This window comes from Thermoplasmata archaeon (assembly GCA_035622275.1).
GTDB lineage: Archaea > Thermoplasmatota > Thermoplasmata > Lutacidiplasmatales > UBA184 > Lutacidiplasma.
Genome location: DASPVQ010000001.1, coordinates 58,158 through 77,641, shown reverse-complemented (window position 1 = coordinate 77,641; position 19,484 = coordinate 58,158). Strand labels below are relative to the sequence as shown.

Below are 19,484 nucleotides of genomic sequence, written 5' to 3'. Positions count from 1 at the left end.
CGCCGCGAGCTTAACGATTGTCCGAACGCACCCGCGCGCGGGTCGTGCCACGCGCGCGGCGCAGCCCGACGTGAAGCCGCCAGGCGGCGCGCGGACGGGGCCAGTCGGAGCGGTAGTGGGCCCCGCGGCTCTCGGTCCTCAGCAGCGCGGACCGGGCGATGAGCAGCGCGGTCAGCGCGGCGTTCGCCACCGGTCCGGGTGGCGCGTCGGCCGCCGCGGGGCCGGTCCGCTCGACCAAGTCCACGAAGCGGTCCCGCGCCGACGTGAGCCCGGCTCCCGAGCGCACGATCCCGACGTCATCCCACAGGAGGCCCCGCACGGTCTCGAACTCTGCCGGCTCCTCGGGCTGGCCCGCCCCGGCGGGCAGCGCAAGCTCGATCACGCGTGGGGGCGGGTTCGGGCCACCACCCGCCGGGTGGAGCAATTGGCGCGCGACCCGCTCGCCGAAGACGAGCCCCTCGAGCAGCGAGTTCCCGGCCAGCCGGTTCGCGCCATGGACACCCGTCGACGCCACTTCGCCGCACGCGTAGAGGCCGGGCAGAGAGGACCGTCCGTCCAGGTCCGTCGCCACGCCCCCGATCATGTAGTGCGCCACCGGCCCCACCGGCACCATGTCGCGGGACGGGTCGAGACCGTAGGTGGCGAGGAAGTGGCAGACCGACGGGAACCGGGCGAAGAGCAGATCCCGGGGCAGGGCGGTCGCGTCGAGGTAGACCGACGGGTGCCCGCTGCGTTGGATCTCGCGATCGATCGCCCGGGCCACGATGTCCCGGGGGGCCAGCTCCGCGTCGGGGTGGACGGCCACCATGAACCGGTCCCCGGCCTCGTTGCGCAGGACGGCGCCCTCTCCGCGGAGCGCCTCGGTGATCAGGAAGCGGGGAGCCCCCGCCCGGTAGAACGCCGTGGGGTGGAACTGGACGAACTCCATGTCCGTCAGCAGTGCGCCCGCGCGGAACGCGATCGCGACCCCCTCGCCGGTCGCGATCGAGGGGTTGGAGCTCTGCCGAAAGAGGCTCCCCGCACCGCCGGTGGCGAGCACCACGGGCGCCGGCGTTCCGAACTCGAGCGCTCGCCCGTCGGCGTCCGAGAGGACCGCGACCGGTCCGTCGCGGGAGCCCGGGCGCAGCGCGCGCAGGACGGTCCGCTCGCGCGCCTCGATGCCGGCCGAGACGACCCGGCGCTTGAGCGCCTCCTCGATCGACAGGCCGGTCGCGTCCCCGCCCGCATGGAGCGTTCGGTTCCGGGAGTGGGCGGCCTCCCGTCCCAGGGCGATGCGGCCCTCGACGGTATCGAACGGCACCCCGTAGCGCACCAGGTCCGCGATCCGCGCGGGCGCCTCGCTCGTGAGGATGCGGGCGGCGGGGCGGTCGACGAGCTCGGCGCCCGCCCGCAGCGTGTCCTCGAGGTGGAGACGCGGAGAGTCGTCCGGGCCGATCGCCGCCGCGATCCCACCCTGGGCGTATCGGGTGTTCGATTCCTCGAGCCGCGCCTTCGTCACGATGGTCGGGCGCAGGCCAAGCTCGTGGCACCGCAGGGCCACGTAGAGGCCCGCGATCCCGCTCCCGATGATCAGCGGTCGGCGGGTGGCCTCGGTCACGCGCGTGGCGATGGCCGCCGACCGCTAAAAGTCGGCCGGCACGAACGGGCGGCCTCGTATACCCTGGGACGATGCACGGCGCGTGCCGGACGCGGAAGCCGAGTCCGAACCGGACTGGCGACGGGGCGTCGAGGTCCGGGAGGACCCCGGGCTGACCGGCGTCCTGCTCGCGCGGATGCCGCCGCCGGGAGCGCCGCGGGATGTCTCGGTCACCGAGCTGATCGCGCCTCGGATCGCCTACTGGCGCGCTATCTCTCCCGTGCTGACCTCGCCGGAGCGTGCCGAGCGGCTCGAGCGCGGGAAGGCCTGGCACCGACGCATCGGCCTCGCGCTGGCTACGGAGGGGGAGCTCGAGGCCCGGGTCCGCCGCTCGGGTGTGGTCGGCCGCATCGACCTGCTCGCTCAGCTGCCCGTCGAGATCAAGACGAGCGGGGCGGCGGTCGCGCGCGAGCAGCTGCCCACGGAGCGACCCGAGCAGATCGAACAGCTGGCGGTCTACGCCGCGCTCGCGGGCCGGCCCCGGGGTCGGCTCCTGCTCGTGGACGGCGATCCCGGCGCGGACGTCCACTTCGCCTTGGTCGACGTCGAGTTTCCGGACCTCGGGACCACGTGGCGGGAGGTGGCCCAGCGCGTGTCGGCGATCCGGACCGCCTGGCGCGTTCGAAGCCCGAGTGGCCTTCCTCGATGTCGGTGGTTCGACCGGGGCTGCGAGTTCCGGGACGCCGACGTGTGCGACTGCCGGGGAACGGAGCCGGAGGCCTCCGGCGCGCTGCAGGGCGGAGCCCGAGTCCTCGCCGAACCGCCCGAGGACAGCGCGGCGTGGGGGAAGCGGGTCCGCGCGGCGCCTCCGGCGTCGGGGCCGCTCGTGGCTCGCTTTCGAGATCTCCTCTACCCGAGGCGCGCCTACTTCGAACGCACCGTGGCTGCCGAGCCGATGGTCCCGTTCCGGCCGGACCCGAGCCGGCCGCCGGACCTGTACGAGCGCCTCCGCAGCGCGCTAGAGTCCGGTCCCCCAGGGGAGGTGTCGCTGGTCCCCTCCCGCACGGACGAACCTGCCGAGCTGGGGCTCGGATTCCGCGGGGACCCGTTCCTGCTGCGGAGCCTGCGCGGCGGGGATCCGCCCCAGATCCGGTCGCTGCTCGATCAGCAACCGCAGTACGTACTCGAGCTCGGATGGCGGGCGGTCGCGACCGGCCGAGCGCACGGTCGGCTCGTCCTCGGCTGGGAACGGGCCGCCTCCCCGTCCGAGCAGTTGCGGGTCGCCGATGTCCGGTTCTCCGTCCCGACGCTCTTTGCTCGGACCTGGCGGCAGCGACTTCGTTCGCTCGGGAACGCGCTGGCCTCCCGTTCGCCCCAGGGGCTGCTCCCCTGCCCGGACTGGATGTTCCGCACCTGCCCCTACGCACCGGGCTGCGCCTGTGCGGCCCCCGACGGTCGGTCCCAGCGATAGATCGTCGTCTCGTGGGTCACGCGAAACCCCTCGGCGTCGTACAACCCCCGGGCGGCGACGTTGCTCTCGCTGACCCAGAGCCGCACCCGCTCGTAGCCGAGCGCCCAGAGCGCGCGGAAGCCCCAATGCAAGAGATACCGGCCGTAGCCTCGACGTCGAGCATGCGGCTCGACCATGAAGTCGAGGAACGAGGCGTGTCGCGGCGATTTCTCGCAGGTGAGCAGCGCACCGAGCAGGCGCGGCGGGTCGGATCGGTAGAGCGCGGTCGAGGCCTCGTCGAGAAAGCGGCCGACCTCACCGGCCAGGATCGCCTCGATGACGCGTCGGTAGGAGAGGGGCTCCGAGCCGATGAGGAGTTCGTCGGTCGTGCCTTCGAACGCCCGTCGGTCGAGGTCGGCGAGGGCGTCCACCGTCACGTCGCGTGCCGGGAGCATCCGCAGCGCGTCGGGGACCGGCGGGAGGGGTGTCGCGTCGGTCGGCCCGAGACTCCGCTCCATGGCAAATCGGCGGATCACGGTCGAGCCCGGGCGCCCGGCGAGCCGCACCAGCATCGGCGCCTCGTCGTCGGTCGTGAGGCCGGTGAAGCCGAGGCTCACGGATCGGATCTCGGCCGGCAGTCCCTCGATCAGCGCTCTGGCGAGCGCCTCCGCGCGTTCCGGCGCCCCGGCGCCGGGGCCCACGTGCACGTGCGCGAACGAGGCCCCGCCGCGGTCGGAGCGAAAGGCGAGGCCTCCGCCGGCCGCGATCGGAACGTAGAGCCCGGTCTTCGCGCCCGAGCGCAGGTCGCGCGCGGTCTCCTCGACCCACGCCCCCGTCGGACCCTCTTCGAGCACGATCAGCTCGCGGCGCACGAGCTGGACGAGCTCCAGGAGCTCCTCCGCCGGAGCGCCGCGGGTCGCTCGCGGAGCGTCCATGTGATCTCCGCCCGCTCAGCCGCCGGATTCCCGCAGCAGGATCTGAGCGATGTCCGGAGCGACCGACGCCTTCTCGGCGGGGTTGCCGAGCGTGTCGGTCGAGTAGACGTCGTCCGTCACGGCCTTGATCCGCTCGAACGCGTCGCGCAGGAAGAGGCCGTGGGTGCACGCGGCGCTGATGGCGGCGACCTGGCGCCGCTTGAGCAGCTTCGCCGCCTCGACGATCGTCCCGCCTGTCGTGATCACATCGTCGACGATCACGACCTGCTTCCCACCGAGGGGCACGGGGATCTCGCCGGGCAGGGAGAGCTCGACGTGCTCGCTGTCGATGCGCTTTTTTTCCAGAGCGAGCCACGGCTTGTCCAGGATCTGGGCCATCCGTCGCACCCGATCGATCCCGCCCCGGTCGGGAGAGACCAATAGGTCGACCGGCCGCTCGCGCAACAGGCGCGCGATCGCGGGGATGCCGCTGGCCTCGAAGGCAGGCTTCGTGAACTGGTGGAGCGTCGCGCTCGAGTGCAGGTCCACGGTGATGACCACGTCGGCGTCGAGCTCGACGTGTCGGCAGAGCGCGCGCGCGCTGACCGCCTCGCCGGGGAAGAAGCGGCGGTCTTGCCGCGCGTAGCCGAAGTACGGGACGACGACGAACACGCGACGCGCGCCGGCCTCGCGAACCGCGTCTTCGAGCAACAGCAGCTCCACCAGGTCCTGGTCGGTCCGGGTCGACTGCACGACGACGACATCCTCTCCCTCGAGCCGGCCCCCGACACGGACGTACAGTTCGCCGTCCGGGAATCGCTTGGTGAACGGGATCGCGAAGGGCGCGTTGCTCAGCTCCCGGGAGATGCGCTCGGCGAGCGCGGTGGAGGCGGTACCTCCGATGACATGCATCCCCGGCGCCCCTGGCGAAACGGACGGAGAAAGGGACTAAAGGTTTGCCCGGCGCCGGAGCCGGCGGGGGCGGGCGCTACAGGTCTTCGTCCGAATCGTCGGCGGAGCGCTTGGCGCGCGCGCGGCGGACGCGCGGCGCCGGTCGGCCCCGGCTCGGCGAGCGGCGGGCCGCGGTGTCGCGCGGAGGCTTGGGGTCGACCGCGTCCTCCTCGTCCTCCTCCGGGCGGCGCCAGGCCCGCAGCCCCCGCAGGAACCGTCGCGTACGACTCGGCGGCGTCTCGTCCTCCGGTTCGTCGCGTTCGACCTCCTCCTCTTCCTGCCGGCGACGGCGGGGGTCTTCGATACCCTCGGCCCGCAGGGCGTAGTGGATCCCGAAGGCCAGCAGAATGAGCCCGACGATCGTCAGTCCGAGGAACTGCCAGGACTGGGACGGGACCTCCGCCGCGTTTCCCTCGAGGAGCAACTTGAAGGCGCCGAACCAGGGGAGCATCCCGCGGGCGACGCCGACGATCCACCCCGGCTCCACGAGCGCGCTCAGCCCGGAGCCCTGGTCGGACTCTCCGACGCAGTTCACTCCCGGGGTGCAAGGGCGGTTGAAGTTGTAGTCGCCCATGGTGACGAAGCCCGAGTGGGCGCCCAGGAGCGTCGGGGAGAGGTCGAGCGACACGGTAACGTCCGACCACCCGACGTGGTAGAGCGTGAGCGGACCGGTGAGGTCGTGGACGTAGCAGGCGCCGTACGGGCTGGACGAGTTGTAGAACGCCCCGGCCGCGGTCCCGCAGGGGAGCCCGGACAGATCCGTCGCGTTGTAGCTGCCGCCGTTGGCCGGATTCCATTGTAGGAACAGGATCGCTCGATGGATGATCGGCGTCGGGCCGACGCCGTTCGGATAGTACAGCAGCACGTCGCCGTACTCTCCGTACGTGGAGTAGCCCGTGCGCATCCCGGTCACGTAGGGCGTGATCGCGCTCGTCGGGACCCGCTGCGCCAGGACGAGATCGCCCGTGTTGATCACACCGAGGATGTCCGTCGAGCCGTGCTGCATGCTCTGGGACTCGACCACATAGATCGGCGGCCAGTTCTGGGTGTAGGCGTACAGCCCGACGAGAAGGATCACGATGATCGCGACCGCGACGAGCGGCTCGAAGTAAAGCGAATCGCGCGCCCTCCAATAGACCGGCGTCTTCTCGCGGAAGAACCACCGTCGACGCGTGCGGGGCGCCTCGAGCTCGTCCTCCCCGTCGTCCTCCGCGTCGTCTCCCCCGCGCCAGCGCTGGACCGGGCGCGCGGACCGCGTCCGGCGGGGCGGCGGATGCCGCGCCGCGCGACGGCGCCGCCGTCGATCCTCCTCCGGCTCGTCCGCGTCGTCGAGCTCCGGGTCGTCGGCCCGGGACATCGGGCTCCGCTGCCGGCAGGTCCGCTTAACCCTTCGGCTCGACCCGAACGCCGGCCGATGCCGGCGGACCGCGACGGACCCAACCGTTAAGGCGACCCCCCGACCTGCGACCCCCCGATGGTCCGGATCGACGTCTCGATGCCCCTATTCGCCGGAATGCCGTCGTTCCCGGGCGACCCGGAGTACTCGATCACCCCCGACCGCTCGATCGCGCGCGGCGATGCCTACAACGTCTCCCGGCTCGTCTTGGGCACCCACGCCGGGACCCACGTCGATCCGCCCTGCCACTTTCTCCCCGGCGCGCCGGCGATCGACGCGATCGATCTCGGAGCGCTCAACGGTCGCTGTCACGTGGTGACCGTCGACGAAGAGGCGCGAGAGGTCGGGCCCGCCGACGTCGACGCGATCCCTCCGGGAACGGAGCGCGTTCTGTTTCGCACCGCGAATTCGGCGCGCTGGCAGCACGAGCTGCGGTTCTTCCCGGACTACGTCGCCCTGGCTCCGAGCGCGGCGCGAGCGCTGGCCGCGCGTGGGCTCCGCCTCGTGGGAATCGACGCTCTCTCGGTGGAGTCGGATCCGTCCGGGAGCTTTCCGGTCCATCACGCGCTCCTCGGGTCCGGGGCGCTGATCCTCGAGGGCCTGCTCCTCGGGTCGGTCGCGCCCGGAGCCTACGAGCTCGCGTGCCTGCCCCTGCGCCTTCGCGGGGGGGATGGCGGCCCCGCGCGGGCCTTGCTGACGTCCCGGTAGCCGGACCCATGGATCTGCCGATGCCGGGCCCCGGGACGAATCCGCTCCCGCTCGCGACGCCGGGGTTCTTCGTGCTCGTCGGCACGCTCGCGCTGTTCGTCGTGCTGGCCCTCGCGCTGCGCTTGCGGACCCGCGGCCGCCGGGCGTTCGAGGGATACCTGGACGCCGCCGGCGTGAGCCTCGGATTCCTCGCGAGCTCCGTCGCGCTCGTGACGCTGCTGGCCCTCCGCTACCCCGACGGCAACCGCGCCGCGCTCGCGCTGTACACGACCGTGCTCACGGGTTACTGGCTCGCCTTCGCCATCCCGCTGGTCTCGGTCGGCGCATCGGTCCAGGCCCGCTCCCGAGGAGCCATCCGCTGGGTGGCCCCGGCGATCGCGGCTGCGATCGCGGGGTTTGTGCTCATCGCCGGCTACTACTACCGGCTCGGGGTCTGAGCGGGCGGTCGATCCGCTCAGTCGCGCTCGTCCGGTGGCAACAGGTCCGGGATCCCATCGGCGATCGGGTAGTCGACGCGGCACCGCGCGCACGTGAGCGTGCCGTCGACGATCTCGTCGCCCTCGGTCCGCCGGGTGACCAGCCCGAGCTCGCCGCGGCAGACCGGGCAGCGAAGGATCTCGAGCAGATCGGGCTTCACTTCGCGCCGCCCTCCACGATCCCGTAACCGATCAGCCGCCAGGCATTGAGTCGGCGCGAGATCGCGACCCGGCTCCCCGGGAACACGGTCACGGCGCGGTTCAGCGCCAGCTCCACCTCGTCCCCCCGCGCGCTCGTGACCTTGCCGCTCGCGACGGTGGTGCCGACGGTGATCGCGAGCAACTCGCTCGTACGGATCTTTTCGACCTTGATCTCCCGCTGCGCCCCGAGGACCCGGTCGAGCAGGGTCGCCTTCAGGCGGATCTTCTGCGTCAGCGGCGGCAGCGTGCCGGCGCTGCCGACAAGGCGGCCGGTCAGGCCATCGGCTTTCGCGAGCGCCGGGTCGAGGCCCGTCCCGATCGCCGCGAGGCCACCGGGTCGGAGCTCCGGCCACTCCTGGCCCCCGGAGACGATCGACGCGACGGTGGTCGTGAGCGACTCGGACTGGCCGTTCGCCGCGCCCGAAGGGCCCGGTCGGATCTCGATGTCCTCCCCGACGGCGATCCGGCCCTGGAGCAGCGAACCGCCGAGCACGCCGCCCTTCAGGTCCCGTGGCCGCGTGCCGGGCCGATTGATGTCGAAGGAGCGGGCCACGTACATCAGGGGCGGTTTCGTGAGGTCGCGGGGCGGAGTCGGGATCGTCGCCTCGATCGCCTCGATCAGCGCGTCGACGTTCACCCGGTGGTTGGCGCTGACCGGAACCACGGGCGCGTTCGCGAGCGGCGACGACTTGAGGAAGTCGACCGTCTCGCGGTGGTTCTCCTCGGCCGCCTCGGAAGAGACCAGGTCGATCTTGTTCTGGACGACCACCACCTTGCGCACTCCGATGATGTCGAGCGCGTAGAGATGCTCGCGCGTTTGCGGCTGGGGGACCTTCTCGTTCGCGGCGACGAGGAGGAGCGCCCCGTCCATGATGGCAGCGCCCGACAGCATCGTCTCCATCAGCGTCTCGTGCCCCGGCGCGTCGACGAACGAGACCGCGCGCAGGAACTGGCCCTCCGCGCCACAGTTCGGGCACGTCGGCTGGGTCGAGAAGCAGGTCGGCGGAGGGTCGTTGGGGCACCGGTAGAACGCGGTGTCCGCGTAGCCGAGCTTGATCGAGATCCCGCGCTTGAGCTCCTCGGAGTGGCGGTCGGTCCACTCGCCCGTCAGCGCCTGAGTGAGCGTCGTCTTGCCGTGGTCGACGTGGCCGACGAGGCCGATGTTCACCTCGGGCTGGCGTGGGACCTTCATGACGCGGCGAACAGCTCCGCGAGCGGCTTGCCGCCCTTCTGCTCCACGATCAGGTTGATCTGGACCGTGTCCTCACTGACCGTATTGCCGCGGAACGTTCGTCGCTTGCGCATGCCGTGGCGGGGGGCGTGGAATCCGAATCCGTCCCCGACATAGAGCCGGGTCTGACGCGCGCCGGGAAGATCGGGCCGCAGCGGGAAGCCGCTCTTGTCGGTGCCCCCGGTGATGCGAAAGGTGTAGCCCGTTGCGCCGATCAGCTCGCCGCCGATCGACTCCCCGATCCGCTTGCCCAGGAAGCCGGCCGCCTGGGGATCGCCGACCGTCCGGGCGATCGACCGGTCGCGGTCCGAGATGACGAGCTTGTACTCGACCATGGCGCGAGCGCGGCCGCGGAGTTGGAGGCTATTTAAATAGCTTTGCCGACGACCGGCGGGCCGGTCGGCGCCGGCAGCCCGAGGGTGAGCCCCGAGGGTATCGTGAGCGAGCAGGAGACCGGACCGCTCGTGTGGTTCGTCACCACGCCGGAGGTCCCGCCGACCGTGGCGTTGAACGCGAGGCCCTGGGCCCCCGCGGCTGGCGGGAAGCTGCAGGTGGTGTACTCGAGCAGCCACTCCGGGCTGGTCGTCAGGATGCCCCCGAGGGAGAAGCCGCCCGCCACGGCCCAGGTCTCGGACGCGTTCGGATATCGGTCGAGGAAGCTCGCGCCGCCCATTGCGTTCGCCGCCGAGACCGCTTGGGGGGAATCGACGAGGCCGGCCCCGAAGCTGAGCAGCGAGCCGGCGAGTCGGGCGCAGTCACCGCCGGTCAGTGTCGCCAGCGACGCCGCCTTTCCCTGCGAGACCGAGTCGACGAGCAGCGCGTTGGTCGCGTTCTTCAGCAGGACGGTCCAGTAGGCCGCGGTCCCCAGCTCGGCGGTCGCGGCCGTCGCGGGGACCGCCAGGTTCGAGGGCATGCCCGAGGTCCAGTTGACGGTGCAGTCGGCGAGTCCTAAGAGCGAGGTGAGGTTCGCGGCCGGCTCGAGCACCGCGACCGGAGTGACGATCGCGTCCGCGGCGACGCCGAACCAGGGACCCCCGGCCGCCGAGCCGGATCGCGACTCGGCTGCCGAGGCCGCTTGGGAGAACGTCAGGTACGGAGGAAGGCTCGCGCCCGGGTGCGCGCCCAGGTAGCCACCCACGTACAGTCCGGCGACGACGACGATCGCCGTGAGCGCGGCCGCGGCGACACCCGCCGTCCAGCGACGCCGTCGGCCCCGGGCCCGGTCCGTGTCCGGTCCGGCCGGGCCGCTCGTCGTCATTGCGCTCTGACGAGTCCACGATGGCTAAAATAAGCGACTTCCCCGCGCGGGCTGCGCGCCCAAGCGGGGGCTTAAGAGGTCCGCCCCGCGTCGCGTCCGCCGAGAGGGGGAGTCGGGCGCGTGAGCCTCGCCGAAGGGATCCTCGGGGCCCAGCTGGCCGCCCTGGTCGCCGGTTTCGGCTTCGCGGCGTGGTCCGATCTCAAGGACCGGGAGGTCACCGACCGGCTCTGGCAGTGGCTGGGCCTGATCGGGGTGGCGCTCGGCGCGGTGGCGTTCGGTGGCGGAGGGCTGCTGCCGACCGCCCTGTGGCTCCTCGTCGGGGGCCTCGCGCTCGAACACATGTTCCCCTGGGACGACCTGCTCGGCGAGCGCGCGGACCGGCTCGCGGACGGCATCGAAGCGGTCGCGTACGCCGTCGTGGTGGCGGCCGTCGCCATCGCGGTCGTCCGGGTCGGCGTCGGACCGAGCGAGGTGCCCTGGGCGGTCGTGGCCCTGCTCGCGAGCATCCTCCTCGCCCGCGGGCTCTTCGAGGCGGGCGTTCTCTACGGTGGGGCCGACGCGAAAGCCCTGATGATCGCCGGGGTCCTCGTGCCGACGTTCACCGCGGTCGCATGGCCGCTCGGCGGGACCCTCGCCGGTGTTCTGGGCTGGGTCCCCTTCTCCCTGGACCTGCTGACCAACGCGGCGCTCGTCTCGCTCGCGATTCCGCTCGCCATCGGGCTGCGGAACGTGGCGCGCAAGGAGTTCCACTTCCCGGGCGGATTCTCCGGCTACCGGATACCGGTCCGGGAGCTGCCCGAGCGCTATGTCTGGCTCGAGAACCCCATGCGGTCGAACGCGGCGGACGTCGAGACCTCGGAGGAGGATCGACAGCTGCGCGCCCGGCTCGCGCAGGAGCTGACGGCGAAGGGGGTCGAGACCGTCTGGGTGACCCCCCAAATCCCGTTCCTCGTGGTCATGGCCGTCGGCGCCGTGCTCACGCTCCTCGCGGGCAACCTGGTGCTCGACCTGGTGGCGCTGGCGTGAGCCGAGGGTCCACGCGAAACCTTTTTTCCGCGGGTCCCGTCGTACGTGCGAAGGACGCCGATGGCAAAGTCCCCGAAGGCGACGCCGATCCGGGTGCTGATCGCCAAGCCCGGCTTGGACGGACATGATCGCGGCGCGAAGGTCGTGGCTCGCGCGCTGCGGGACGCGGGGATGGAAGTGATCTACGCGGGGCTTCGCCAGACCCCCGAGGAGATCGTACGCGCCGCGCTCGAGGAGGACGTGGACCTGATCGGCCTATCGATCCTGTCCGGCGCTCACATGGCCCTGTTTCCGAAGGTGCTCAACCTGCTCAAGCGGGAGAAGGCCGGGGGCATCCCCGTCTTCGCCGGCGGGATCATCCCGGACGAGGACGCTCGCCGATTGCGGCGGGCCGGCATCCGGGCGATCTTCGGTCCAGGGAGCTCGCTCGAGGAAATCGTATCGACCGCTCGGAATCTGGCGCGCGCGAGCGCATGACGCGACGGGCCCCGCTGCCCGCGGCCGCGCGGGCGATCCGGTCCGGCGACCGTCGAGTCCTCGCCCGAGCGATCTCCCAGGTGGAGGACCGAGATCCGGCCGCCGTCGCAATCTCGCGCGCCCTGTTCCCTCGCACCGGTCGGGCGCCGGTGATCGGGATCACCGGTCCGCTCGGCGTCGGCAAGTCGAGCCTGATCAACCTGCTCGTCAACCGGCTGCGCGCGCTCGACCGCACCGTGGCGGTGATCGCGGTCGACCCGTCGAGCCCCTTCAGCGGCGGGTCGGTCCTGGGCGACCGGATCCGCTTCGATCGAAGCGCGCACGACACCGGCGTCTTCTTCCGCTCCATGGCGAGCCGCGGGGAAGAGGGTGGCATTGCTGCGGCGACGCGCGAGGTCGCCCGCCTCATGGACGCCGCCGGGTTCGACGTCGTCCTCGTCGAGACGGTGGGGAGCGGTCAGGTCGATCTCGCGATCCGCGACGTCGCCTCGACGCGCGTCGTGGTGCTCGTGCCGCACCTCGGCGATGAAGTGCAGACCCTCAAAGCCGGCCTCTTCGAGATCGCGGACGTCTTCTGCGTGAACAAATCCGATCTGCCCGGCGCGGAGCTGGCCGAGCGGGACCTGCGGGAGCTCGTCCATCTGGGCGCGCGCTCGGGGTGGACCCCGTCGGTCGTGGCCACGTCCACGAACCCGGCGACCGGGATCGACGAGCTCTGGACCGCGATCGAGGCGCACGAGCGGTTTCTCGACCAGTCCGGTCAGCGGGCCGCGGACGAGCGCCGACGCGTCGCCGTCGAGATCGTAGAGCGCGTCCGGGCCCGGATCGGGGACGAGCTCACGGCACGGCTCGAGCGTGAGCCCCGGCTGCGCGCCCTCGTCGATCGGGTCGTCGCCCGCGAGCTGGACCCCGAGAGCGCGGCCGAACGGGTCCGGCGCGAGCGGCGGGCGCGGTAGGGCCATCGATGCCCCTCCTGCCCGTCGCCGTGATCCTCGCGATGTTCGTCGCGCTGGTGGCGGTCGCCTACTTCGTGTTCGCGTCGTTCGCCTTCGGCGCCGGCTACCAGCCGACGCCGCGGCGCTCGGTCGAAGAGATGCTGCGTCTCGCCGAGGTCAGCGAGCGCGACACGGTCTACGACCTGGGCGCGGGGACGGGCTCCATCGTCTTCCGGGCGGCCCGCGTCTACCGCGCGCGGGTCGTCGCGGTCGAGGTCGAGCCGGTCCGGGTGCTGATCCTGCGGGTCCGCCGGGCGCTCGGCCCGTTCGCCGATCGCATCGCGATCGTCTGGGGGGACTTCTTCCGGCTCGACTTCCGGGCCGCCAGTGTCGTCACCACCTTTCTCTGGGGCCGCGCGATGGACCGCCTCCGCCCGAAGCTGGAGCGCGAGCTGCCGCCGGGCGCGCGGATCGTGAGCTATGTACACCCCGTGCCCGGCTGGACCGCGGAGGTCTACGACCCCGCGACCGACGTCTATCTCTACCGTCGCCCGAGGTTACCCGACGCCGGCTCCGCGGCTACGGGTGGAAGGTGAACCAGAGCCCGGCCCCGATCGCCAGCACGAGCGCGATCGTGACGAACCCAAGGATCCAACCGAGATTGGCCCCGCGTTCCCCCGGCTCCATCGGCGAGGCGATGGCTGCGCTCACGGCCGGCGCCAGCGGCCCGGTGGTTTATCTCGACCCGGCTCGCACCGGCCCCATCACGGGATCGGGCCGCCGATCTGCCCGGAGATCCCGAAGTAGATGATCAGGGTCGCGACCGCGATCGCGACCGCGAAGGTCACCACCAGGAACACGCGAGAGCCGCGCTTGGGATCGTCCGCCATCGAGGGCACCGAGGCGATCCGCCTTCAACCCTATCCGGTTCGTACCCGGGAGGTGGCGGGGCCGTTCAGTCGGCCTTCGCAGGCGCCTTGGCGCTGTGCTTGGCCGGGGCGCGGGCCGGGTGGGCCGGCTTCGCGGGCTCAGCGCCTTCAGGGGAGGGAGGGGCGGTCGACTCGGCCGATGCCGTCGCCGCGGAGGGCGCCGCATCCGCAGCGGCGCTCTTCTCCGTCTTCTCGCCGGACGGCGTGACGTACTCCTCCACCACCCGGATCACGTGCGGGTGCAGCGTCGTGCGCAATCGGTCGATCACGCGGGGCTTCGTCGCCATCCAGGCGATGTCGAACTTGGATCGATCCGGCACGCGGAGCGTGATCGTCTTCTCGCTCGCCTCGATGTGGAACTCCGCACCCCGGCCGTACTGGAGGTCCACGATGGCCCGGACCTTCTCGGCGGCGTCCGCGATCCGATCGACCACCCGGAACGTCCCCTTGACCTTGCGGCCCGCAAAGGGAGGATTGAAGTCGACGCGCACGCGCGCCGCCGTGAGCGTGACCACGCGACCACGCCGACCCTCGATCGTCAGGATCATTCCCAGATCGAGATGCGCGTCTTCCCGGCGCATCTCGGGCAGGCGCTGGATCTCGTGCATCGAGAACAGCTCGATGAGGTTCGGATCCCGATCGCCGAATGCGTCCGCGGGGGCGAACTCACGCACGATCTCCTCGCCGACCTTGACACCGGTCAGGGCCGCCTCGATCGCCGCCGGGAAGTACTCGCCGCCGATCAGGTGCGGCCGCGGTCCCCACTTCGCTCCCTCGGACCGCGGGAGGTGCTCCTTCGTGGCGAGGTCCTCATGGGTGGAGTCGATGAGGTCGGTGCGACCGCCGCTCTCCGCCCAGAGGTCGAAGTCGAGATGGACGAGGTCGCCCGACTGCGTGACCCCGCCCGAGTGCGCCGCCTCGGACGACATCGCCCCGCCGACACCGGCCCTCGCTTAAGGTTTTCCGCGAACGGTCGCCGAAACCTCGGCGGCGCGGTAGCGGGCGAGCTCAGCCGGCGGGCCGGCTGCGGACCCGTCGCCACCGGATCCAGGCGTGGGCGAGCGCGACCGGCTTCATGAGCGACTCCACGTAGCGCAGGGGGTGGCGCACGGGCGGCCGTCGCTCCCGCAGCCGGCCGGAGAGCTCCCCGTTCTTGTAGAGCGACATCGCCATCGCGACGAGATAGCGGTAGCGCTTGAGCGCCCACCGACCCAGGCTCGTGGGCCCGCTCTTGTCGTGATAGACCCAGGCCTCCGGCACGAAGAGGCCGCGCGCACCGGCGCGCGTCGCGCGGAGCTCGAGATCGTGGTCCTCCGCATAGGGGATTCGGGAGTCGAAGCCGAGCTGACGGAGCAGCGAGGCCTGCCACGCCGTGTTCTGGAGCGGGACGTAGGTCATGCTCCGGGGCACGAGATTCTCGTAGATCGAACGTTCGAGCAGATCGTCGTAGCGCTCGATCGAGGTCTGCGGGTCGCGCGAGGGCCTCGTGGGGCCGCCGGTGAACGCGGCCTCCCCCCGCTCGATCGGGGCGACCAGCTCGCCCAGCCATCCGGCGGGCGCCCGCTCGTCGGAATCGAGGAACGCGACGATCTCCTCCCGAAGGAGCGGCAGCGAGGCCGCGCGAGCCGCGACCACGCCGGCCGGTAGGCGCGCGACCTCCACGGCGAGCTGCGGGGTCCGCACCTGGGCGGCGGCGAGGAGGTCGCCCGGGCTCGCCACCGACGCGGCGATCAGCACCCGGTCCGGACGGCGACGCTGGCCGGCCAGCGAGTCGAGCGCGACGAGGAGTCGACGATCGTCGAGGACCGCGATCTCGACGCAGACGGTTGCCAACGACGCTCCCCTGCCTCCCCCCGCACGGAGCGAGCGACCGAGAATGACGGTACTGCTTAATCTCGAGTACCGGTGACGCCGGCGTGCGGGTCGTGCTGATCGGCAGCGGCGTTCAGCCGATTCCCCCGACCGGCTACGGGGGTATCGAGCGGTTCCTCGCGGACCTGGCGGGCGCCCTTCGCGCCGCCGGTCACGAGGTCGTCATCGTGAACCAGGTGCGGCACCGACGCCAGCGCGACGAGTACCCGTTCGCCTGGCAGGTTCCGCGGCTGCTGCGCGCCGAGCGCTACGATGCGCTCCACGCGAACTCTCCGGTCGTCGCGAACCGGCTCGCCCTCGGGCGGCGCCCCTTCGTCTACACCACGCACTCCCGGCACTGGTACTATCGGGAACGACTCACGCACCGTTGGGGCTACTGGCTCGAGCGGAGAGCGGTCCGCCGGGCGGCCGTACCGGTCGCGCTCACGCCGGCGCTCGCCCGAACGATCGCGAACGCCACCGGGGTCACGCGCCGGCCGATTGCCGTGATCCCGTTCGGGGTCGACCTCGAGCGCTTCCGGCCCGCGCCCGAGCGTCGACACGGCCGGGCCGCGCTGGGGGTCGGGATCGTCGCGCCGTTCAAACGCTGGGAGGTCGCGGCTGAAGCGCTCCGGGGCACGGGACTTCGGCTCACGATCGTGGGTCCGACGCCGGACCGCGCCTACGCCGAACGGATCCGGGCGGCCGGCGAAGGGGTAACTCTCACCGGCGAGGTCACCGACGCGGAGCTCGCCCAGCGGTACGCCGAGAGCGACCTCCTGGTGCATCCGAGCCGGGCGGAACTGCTCTCCGGCGCGGTGGTGCAGGGTCTGGCCGCGGGGCTTCCCGTGATCGGCGGCCCGACGCTCGAGGGCGTCGTCGAGAGCGGGCGGACCGGCTGGATCGTGGACGACATCGACCCGGCGCGGTTCGTCGCGAGCTTCCGAGCCGCCGCGCAGGCCGCGGCGGCCGACCCGGTCCTTCTCCGGCGCCTCGGGGAGGAAGCGCGACGCGTCGCGAGCGAGCGGTACTCTTGGCCGTCGGTCGTGAGCCGATACGTCGAGGCATACCGGCAGTCGGCCGAGGACCACCGGCGCGGCTAGGCGCGGCCCGAGCGCGCCAGCCGAGCCTCCACCATCTCGCGGATCGTCCGGTCGATCGCCTCCGCGCTCGAGTGGCGCGGTGTCCAGCCGAGCTGCCGGATCCGGTCGATCGCGAGCAGCTGTTGCGGAACGTCGCCGGCCCAGCCACGCTCGCCGCCGGTGTACTCGATGCGCGCGCGGCCCCCGTGGGCCGCGACGACCTTCTCGGCGATCTCGCGGACCGAGATGCGGTCGGGCGTGCCGAGGTTGAACACGTTCACCCGGTCGTGCGCGCGGCGAGCGCCGAGCAGCATCCCGTCCACGCAGTCCTCGGTGCGCAGGTAGCTCTTCGACTGGCGGCCGTCACCCAGGACCTCGAGCCGCTTCGGGTCCCGCTCGAGCTTCTCGAAGAAGTCGTGGAGGACGCCGTGGGTCATCCCGGGCCCGATCACGTTCGTGAACCGGAAGATGTGGGCCGTGATCCCGTAGCTGTGGGCGTGCGCGCTCAACAGGCCCTCCGCGGCGAGCTTGGCGGCGGCATAGAGCGACTGCGGCTCCAGCGGGCCGTAGTCCTCGGGGGTCGGGAAGACGGTGGGCCAGCCGTAGACGACGCTCGAGGAGGAGAAGCGGATCGCGGGGACGTCGTGGCGCCGCGCCTCGTCGAGGAGGATGGCGGTCGCGACGGTGCCCTCCTCGAGGTCGAGCCGCGGATTCTCGGAGCCGCGGCGGATGTCGGTGTTCGCCGCGAGGTGCCAGACCGCGGTCGCCCCGTCCAGCCGCTCGGCGTAGTGCTCGGGCGCCTTGATGTCGGCGACCGTCAGCGACAGGCGGGCGCCGTCGACGGGGGGCAGATGGCTCCGCTTGCCGCTCGAAAGATTGTCAATGACACGAACCTCGCGGCCCTCGGCGAGCAACCGGCGCACGAGAACGCTCCCGACGGCGCCAGCGCCGCCCGTGACGACCACCGGACCCTCGTCGCGCGCGTTCGACATGCCGGGCGGTCGACCACTCAGGGAAGCATATATAAACGAACGGCCGCCTAAACTCGATGGCCGGCTCCCGGCGGCCTCGGTCTCGGTGCGTGAACCCATGCGTACGTACGTCCGAATGACCTTCCACTCGGAAGGGGCGGACCCGCTCAAGGTCATGGAGGTCATGCGCCAGTTGGGATTCGAGGAGTCGATGGGCATGCACGACTTCGTCTACAAGTGGAAGGACCGGGCCTCCCTGGACGGCGTCATTCGACTCGTCGCGGACATGCACGCCCGCCTCAAGGGGCTCGACGTGAACTACGAGATTACGACGATCTCCTGATCGCCGGCCGGACGGGAGATGGCAGAGCAGGATCTCGAGCGGCTCGAGCGCTCCCTCCTGCTCCATCTCCTCGAGCATCGCGGCCAGCAGATCCGCTTCGAGGCGGACCAGTGGACGACCGAGTTCGGCATCGCGCGGAAGTTCTCGAACGAGGACCCGGCGACGCTGAAGAACGCGCTGCGCTCGCTCGAGATGTCGCGGATGGTGTTTCGGCGAACGCAGTACGTGGTCGGCTACTCCGAGCCGAAGCATGTCTTCTCGCTGACGCCCACCGGCCATCGCAAGGCGCTCGAGCATCTGCGCGAGTTGACCGGCGCGATCCCCGACGACTCCGAGGCCCCGCCCGACGGCTCGGAGAGCGGGGCGGCCCGGGGCACACGGGACGGCGCGACGAGCGTCTGAGCGCCGCGATGGTGGTGCTCGAGGGTCCGGCCGTCCGGCTCCGGCCGCTCGCCGCCGCAGAGTACCCGCTGCTGTTCTCCTGGTACAACGACCCCGAGATCGTCGCGCCGTTCGACCGCTTCGAGGTCGATACGCTCGATACCTTCGTCGCCGCGGTCGAGTCCGCCGCGTCGGACTCGGCGTCCCTCGCGCCCCGATTCGTTGTCGAACGCCGCGAGCGACCCGGCCCGATCGGGTTTGTGGGATACTACCGGGCGCATCCGGTGCTCGAGTACCTCGACGTATGGTACGTGCTCGGCGACCGCGCGACCCGCGGGAAGGGCTACGGTCGCGAGGCGGTCGGTCTGCTGGTCGGCCACCTGTTCGCGACCACCTCCGTCGAGCGGGTGGGTGCGACCTGCGACGTGGAGAACGTCCCGTCGTTCCGACTGCTCGAGGGCCTCGGCCTCCGGCGCGAGGGCCTGCTGCGCTCCGCGCTCTTCCACCACGGTCGGTGGCACGACGTGCTCGTCTACGGCGTCACTCGCTCGGAGTGGAAGGCGCGCCCCCCTCCAGGCTGAAGGCGACGCGCACGGCGCCATCGGGCCTCGGCGCGAACGGACGCAGCCGGAGGCCCCCGATCTCTCCGGTCGAGCGGACGTGCGTGCCTCCGCACGGGCATTGATCCGTCCCGTCGATGACGACCACCCGGACCGGATCGACCTGGGGCGCGAGCGGCACGAGTCCGGAGCGGCCGGCGTCGGGCTGGGCGTCCCACTCCCCGCGGGGAAGGCTGCGGATCGAGACGGGTCGTGACGCTTCGATGGCCTCTCGCACGTCCCCCTCGAGCGCTTCGCGCGCCTCCGGCGGGAGCGGGCGTTCCAGGTCGAGCGTCGCGCCGGCGCCGGCGAGGGCCGCCCGGAGCGTGCGCACGCCGCACCGCCGGTAGATGCAGGCGCTGAGCAGGTGTTGTCCGGTGTGCAGTCGCATGTGCCGGTACCGGCGCTCCCAGTCGATCCGCGCCTCGACCTCGCCGCCGACGCTCAGCGCCCGCATCGCCTCGAGCGGCCCCGACAGTCGATGGACCACCGCCGGCCCGGACTTCGTGACGTCGACCACTGCGAGCGGCCGACCGCCCGGCGCCCGCAGCTCGCCGTGGTCGGCCGGCTGGCCGCCCCCCGTCGGATAGAAGTAGGTGCGCTCGAGCACCACCCCCCCGGGCGGGAGCGCGGTGATCCGCGCGCGGAAGTCGCGCACGTAGGCGGCCGGCATGTCGGGGAGATACGCGAGCTCGGTCATCTCTCGCGGCCAGGCTCCGGTGCGGAAAC

25 protein-coding genes are annotated in these 19,484 nt (G+C 71.8%); 11 read left to right on the top strand and 14 right to left on the bottom strand.

The features are described 5' to 3' along the window. Nucleotides 1–10 precede the first annotated feature (10 nt). Entirely contained in the window at nt 11–1,597 is a 1,587-nt protein-coding gene (nadB, locus tag VEL82_00470; GenBank protein ID HXW66351.1) for an L-aspartate oxidase, read from the bottom strand. A gap of 82 nt (nt 1,598–1,679) precedes the next feature. Between nadB and VEL82_00465 the strand changes: the two genes are divergently transcribed. Beyond that, a complete protein-coding gene (locus VEL82_00465) occupies nt 1,680–3,047 on the top strand; it encodes a hypothetical protein (protein HXW66350.1) in 1,368 nt (455 codons plus the stop codon). On the opposite strand, the gene VEL82_00460 is transcribed toward VEL82_00465, so the two are convergent. The 3 genes from VEL82_00460 to VEL82_00450 all read right to left on the bottom strand — a co-directional run bounded on the left by VEL82_00460 (nt 2,996) and on the right by VEL82_00450 (nt 6,248). Beyond that, a complete protein-coding gene (locus tag VEL82_00460; protein ID HXW66349.1) occupies nt 2,996–3,961 on the bottom strand; it encodes a GNAT family N-acetyltransferase in 966 nt (321 codons plus the stop codon). The genes VEL82_00465 and VEL82_00460 overlap by 52 nt on opposite strands. A 15-nt stretch (nt 3,962–3,976) precedes the next feature. Continuing rightward, nucleotides 3,977–4,852, bottom strand: coding sequence for a ribose-phosphate diphosphokinase (gene prs, locus VEL82_00455; protein ID HXW66348.1), 876 nt, complete (start codon nt 4,850–4,852; stop codon nt 3,977–3,979). Nucleotides 4,853–4,928: 76 nt separating this feature from the next. After that, a complete protein-coding gene (locus tag VEL82_00450; protein ID HXW66347.1) occupies nt 4,929–6,248 on the bottom strand; it encodes a S26 family signal peptidase in 1,320 nt (439 codons plus the stop codon). A gap of 117 nt (nt 6,249–6,365) precedes the next feature. Here VEL82_00450 and VEL82_00445 point away from each other — a divergent pair, with 117 nt between their 5' ends. Together VEL82_00445 and VEL82_00440 are read left to right on the top strand one after the other, a co-directional pair. After that, nucleotides 6,366–6,995 (top strand): cyclase family protein, encoded by a 630-nt coding sequence (locus tag VEL82_00445; GenBank protein ID HXW66346.1) that lies wholly within the window; start codon nt 6,366–6,368, stop codon nt 6,993–6,995. 8 nt (nt 6,996–7,003) lie between these two features. After that, a complete protein-coding gene (locus tag VEL82_00440; protein HXW66345.1) occupies nt 7,004–7,432 on the top strand; it encodes a hypothetical protein in 429 nt (142 codons plus the stop codon). A 17-nt stretch (nt 7,433–7,449) separates the two neighbouring features. Here the strand turns inward: VEL82_00440 and VEL82_00435 are convergent, their stop codons facing one another. Genes VEL82_00435 through VEL82_00420 form a run of 4 tightly spaced genes read right to left on the bottom strand, consistent with a single transcriptional unit; the run spans nt 7,450 to nt 10,161 of the window. After that, a complete protein-coding gene (locus VEL82_00435; GenBank protein HXW66344.1) occupies nt 7,450–7,632 on the bottom strand; it encodes a methytransferase partner Trm112 in 183 nt (60 codons plus the stop codon). Next, complete coding sequence (locus VEL82_00430) at nt 7,629–8,864, bottom strand: translation initiation factor IF-2 subunit gamma (protein ID HXW66343.1); 1,236 nt, start codon at nt 8,862–8,864, stop codon at nt 7,629–7,631. The genes VEL82_00435 and VEL82_00430 overlap by 4 nt, the downstream gene beginning before the upstream one ends. Further along, nucleotides 8,861–9,238 carry a S6e family ribosomal protein gene (locus VEL82_00425; protein HXW66342.1) on the bottom strand — a complete coding sequence of 126 codons (378 nt, stop codon included), beginning with the start codon at nt 9,236–9,238 and terminating at the stop codon, nt 8,861–8,863. Before VEL82_00425 ends, VEL82_00430 begins: the two co-directional genes overlap by 4 nt. Before the next feature lie 32 nt (nt 9,239–9,270). Next, the gene (locus VEL82_00420; GenBank protein ID HXW66341.1) at nt 9,271–10,161 is read right to left on the bottom strand and encodes a hypothetical protein; all 891 of its coding nucleotides are present in this window, start codon (nt 10,159–10,161) and stop codon (nt 9,271–9,273) included. A gap of 120 nt (nt 10,162–10,281) precedes the next feature. Here VEL82_00420 and VEL82_00415 point away from each other — a divergent pair, with 120 nt between their 5' ends. The 4 genes from VEL82_00415 to VEL82_00400 are packed head-to-tail and all read left to right on the top strand — an operon-like array spanning nt 10,282 to nt 13,195. Continuing rightward, on the top strand, nt 10,282–11,187 hold the full coding sequence (locus tag VEL82_00415; protein HXW66340.1) for an A24 family peptidase C-terminal domain-containing protein: 906 nt from the start codon (nt 10,282–10,284) through the stop codon (nt 11,185–11,187). A gap of 60 nt (nt 11,188–11,247) precedes the next feature. Further along, nucleotides 11,248–11,664 (top strand): cobalamin B12-binding domain-containing protein, encoded by a 417-nt coding sequence (locus tag VEL82_00410; GenBank protein ID HXW66339.1) that lies wholly within the window; start codon nt 11,248–11,250, stop codon nt 11,662–11,664. Continuing rightward, entirely contained in the window at nt 11,661–12,620 is a 960-nt protein-coding gene (gene meaB / locus VEL82_00405; GenBank protein HXW66338.1) for a methylmalonyl Co-A mutase-associated GTPase MeaB, read from the top strand. Before VEL82_00410 ends, meaB begins: the two co-directional genes overlap by 4 nt. An 8-nt stretch (nt 12,621–12,628) precedes the next feature. Then, nucleotides 12,629–13,195 carry a 50S ribosomal protein L11 methyltransferase gene (locus VEL82_00400; protein HXW66337.1) on the top strand — a complete coding sequence of 189 codons (567 nt, stop codon included), beginning with the start codon at nt 12,629–12,631 and terminating at the stop codon, nt 13,193–13,195. Here the strand turns inward: VEL82_00400 and VEL82_00395 are convergent. The 4 genes from VEL82_00395 to VEL82_00380 all read right to left on the bottom strand — a co-directional run bounded on the left by VEL82_00395 (nt 13,179) and on the right by VEL82_00380 (nt 15,361). After that, on the bottom strand, nt 13,179–13,310 hold the full coding sequence (locus VEL82_00395) for a hypothetical protein (protein ID HXW66336.1): 132 nt from the start codon (nt 13,308–13,310) through the stop codon (nt 13,179–13,181). The two genes, VEL82_00400 and VEL82_00395, sit on opposite strands and share 17 nt — an antisense overlap. Nucleotides 13,311–13,363: 53 nt before the next feature. Further along, entirely contained in the window at nt 13,364–13,489 is a 126-nt protein-coding gene (locus VEL82_00390; GenBank protein ID HXW66335.1) for a hypothetical protein, read from the bottom strand. Nucleotides 13,490–13,554: 65 nt separating this feature from the next. Then, nucleotides 13,555–14,457, bottom strand: coding sequence for a hypothetical protein (locus VEL82_00385; protein HXW66334.1), 903 nt, complete (start codon nt 14,455–14,457; stop codon nt 13,555–13,557). Nucleotides 14,458–14,536: 79 nt separating this feature from the next. After that, on the bottom strand, nt 14,537–15,361 hold the full coding sequence (locus VEL82_00380) for a glycosyltransferase family 2 protein (GenBank protein HXW66333.1): 825 nt from the start codon (nt 15,359–15,361) through the stop codon (nt 14,537–14,539). An 83-nt stretch (nt 15,362–15,444) separates the two neighbouring features. On the opposite strand from VEL82_00380, the gene VEL82_00375 reads away from it, so the two are divergent. After that, complete coding sequence (locus VEL82_00375; protein ID HXW66332.1) at nt 15,445–16,482, top strand: glycosyltransferase family 4 protein; 1,038 nt, start codon at nt 15,445–15,447, stop codon at nt 16,480–16,482. On the opposite strand, the gene VEL82_00370 is transcribed toward VEL82_00375, so the two are convergent. Continuing rightward, complete coding sequence (locus VEL82_00370; GenBank protein ID HXW66331.1) at nt 16,479–17,453, bottom strand: NAD-dependent epimerase/dehydratase family protein; 975 nt, start codon at nt 17,451–17,453, stop codon at nt 16,479–16,481. The genes VEL82_00375 and VEL82_00370 overlap by 4 nt on opposite strands. A gap of 97 nt (nt 17,454–17,550) precedes the next feature. On the opposite strand from VEL82_00370, the gene VEL82_00365 reads away from it, so the two are divergent. The 3 genes from VEL82_00365 to VEL82_00355 are packed head-to-tail and all read left to right on the top strand — an operon-like array spanning nt 17,551 to nt 18,737. After that, nucleotides 17,551–17,775: a hypothetical protein gene (locus VEL82_00365; protein HXW66330.1), complete on the top strand. Its 225-nt coding sequence runs from the start codon at nt 17,551–17,553 to the stop codon at nt 17,773–17,775. Between the two features lie 18 nt (nt 17,776–17,793). Beyond that, nucleotides 17,794–18,177, top strand: coding sequence for a hypothetical protein (locus tag VEL82_00360; GenBank protein ID HXW66329.1), 384 nt, complete (start codon nt 17,794–17,796; stop codon nt 18,175–18,177). 8 nt (nt 18,178–18,185) lie between these two features. Beyond that, entirely contained in the window at nt 18,186–18,737 is a 552-nt protein-coding gene (locus VEL82_00355; protein HXW66328.1) for a GNAT family protein, read from the top strand. Here the strand turns inward: VEL82_00355 and VEL82_00350 are convergent. Next, on the bottom strand, nt 18,697–19,455 hold the full coding sequence (locus VEL82_00350) for an alanyl-tRNA editing protein (GenBank protein ID HXW66327.1): 759 nt from the start codon (nt 19,453–19,455) through the stop codon (nt 18,697–18,699). The genes VEL82_00355 and VEL82_00350 overlap by 41 nt on opposite strands. Nucleotides 19,456–19,484: the final 29 nt, after the last annotated feature.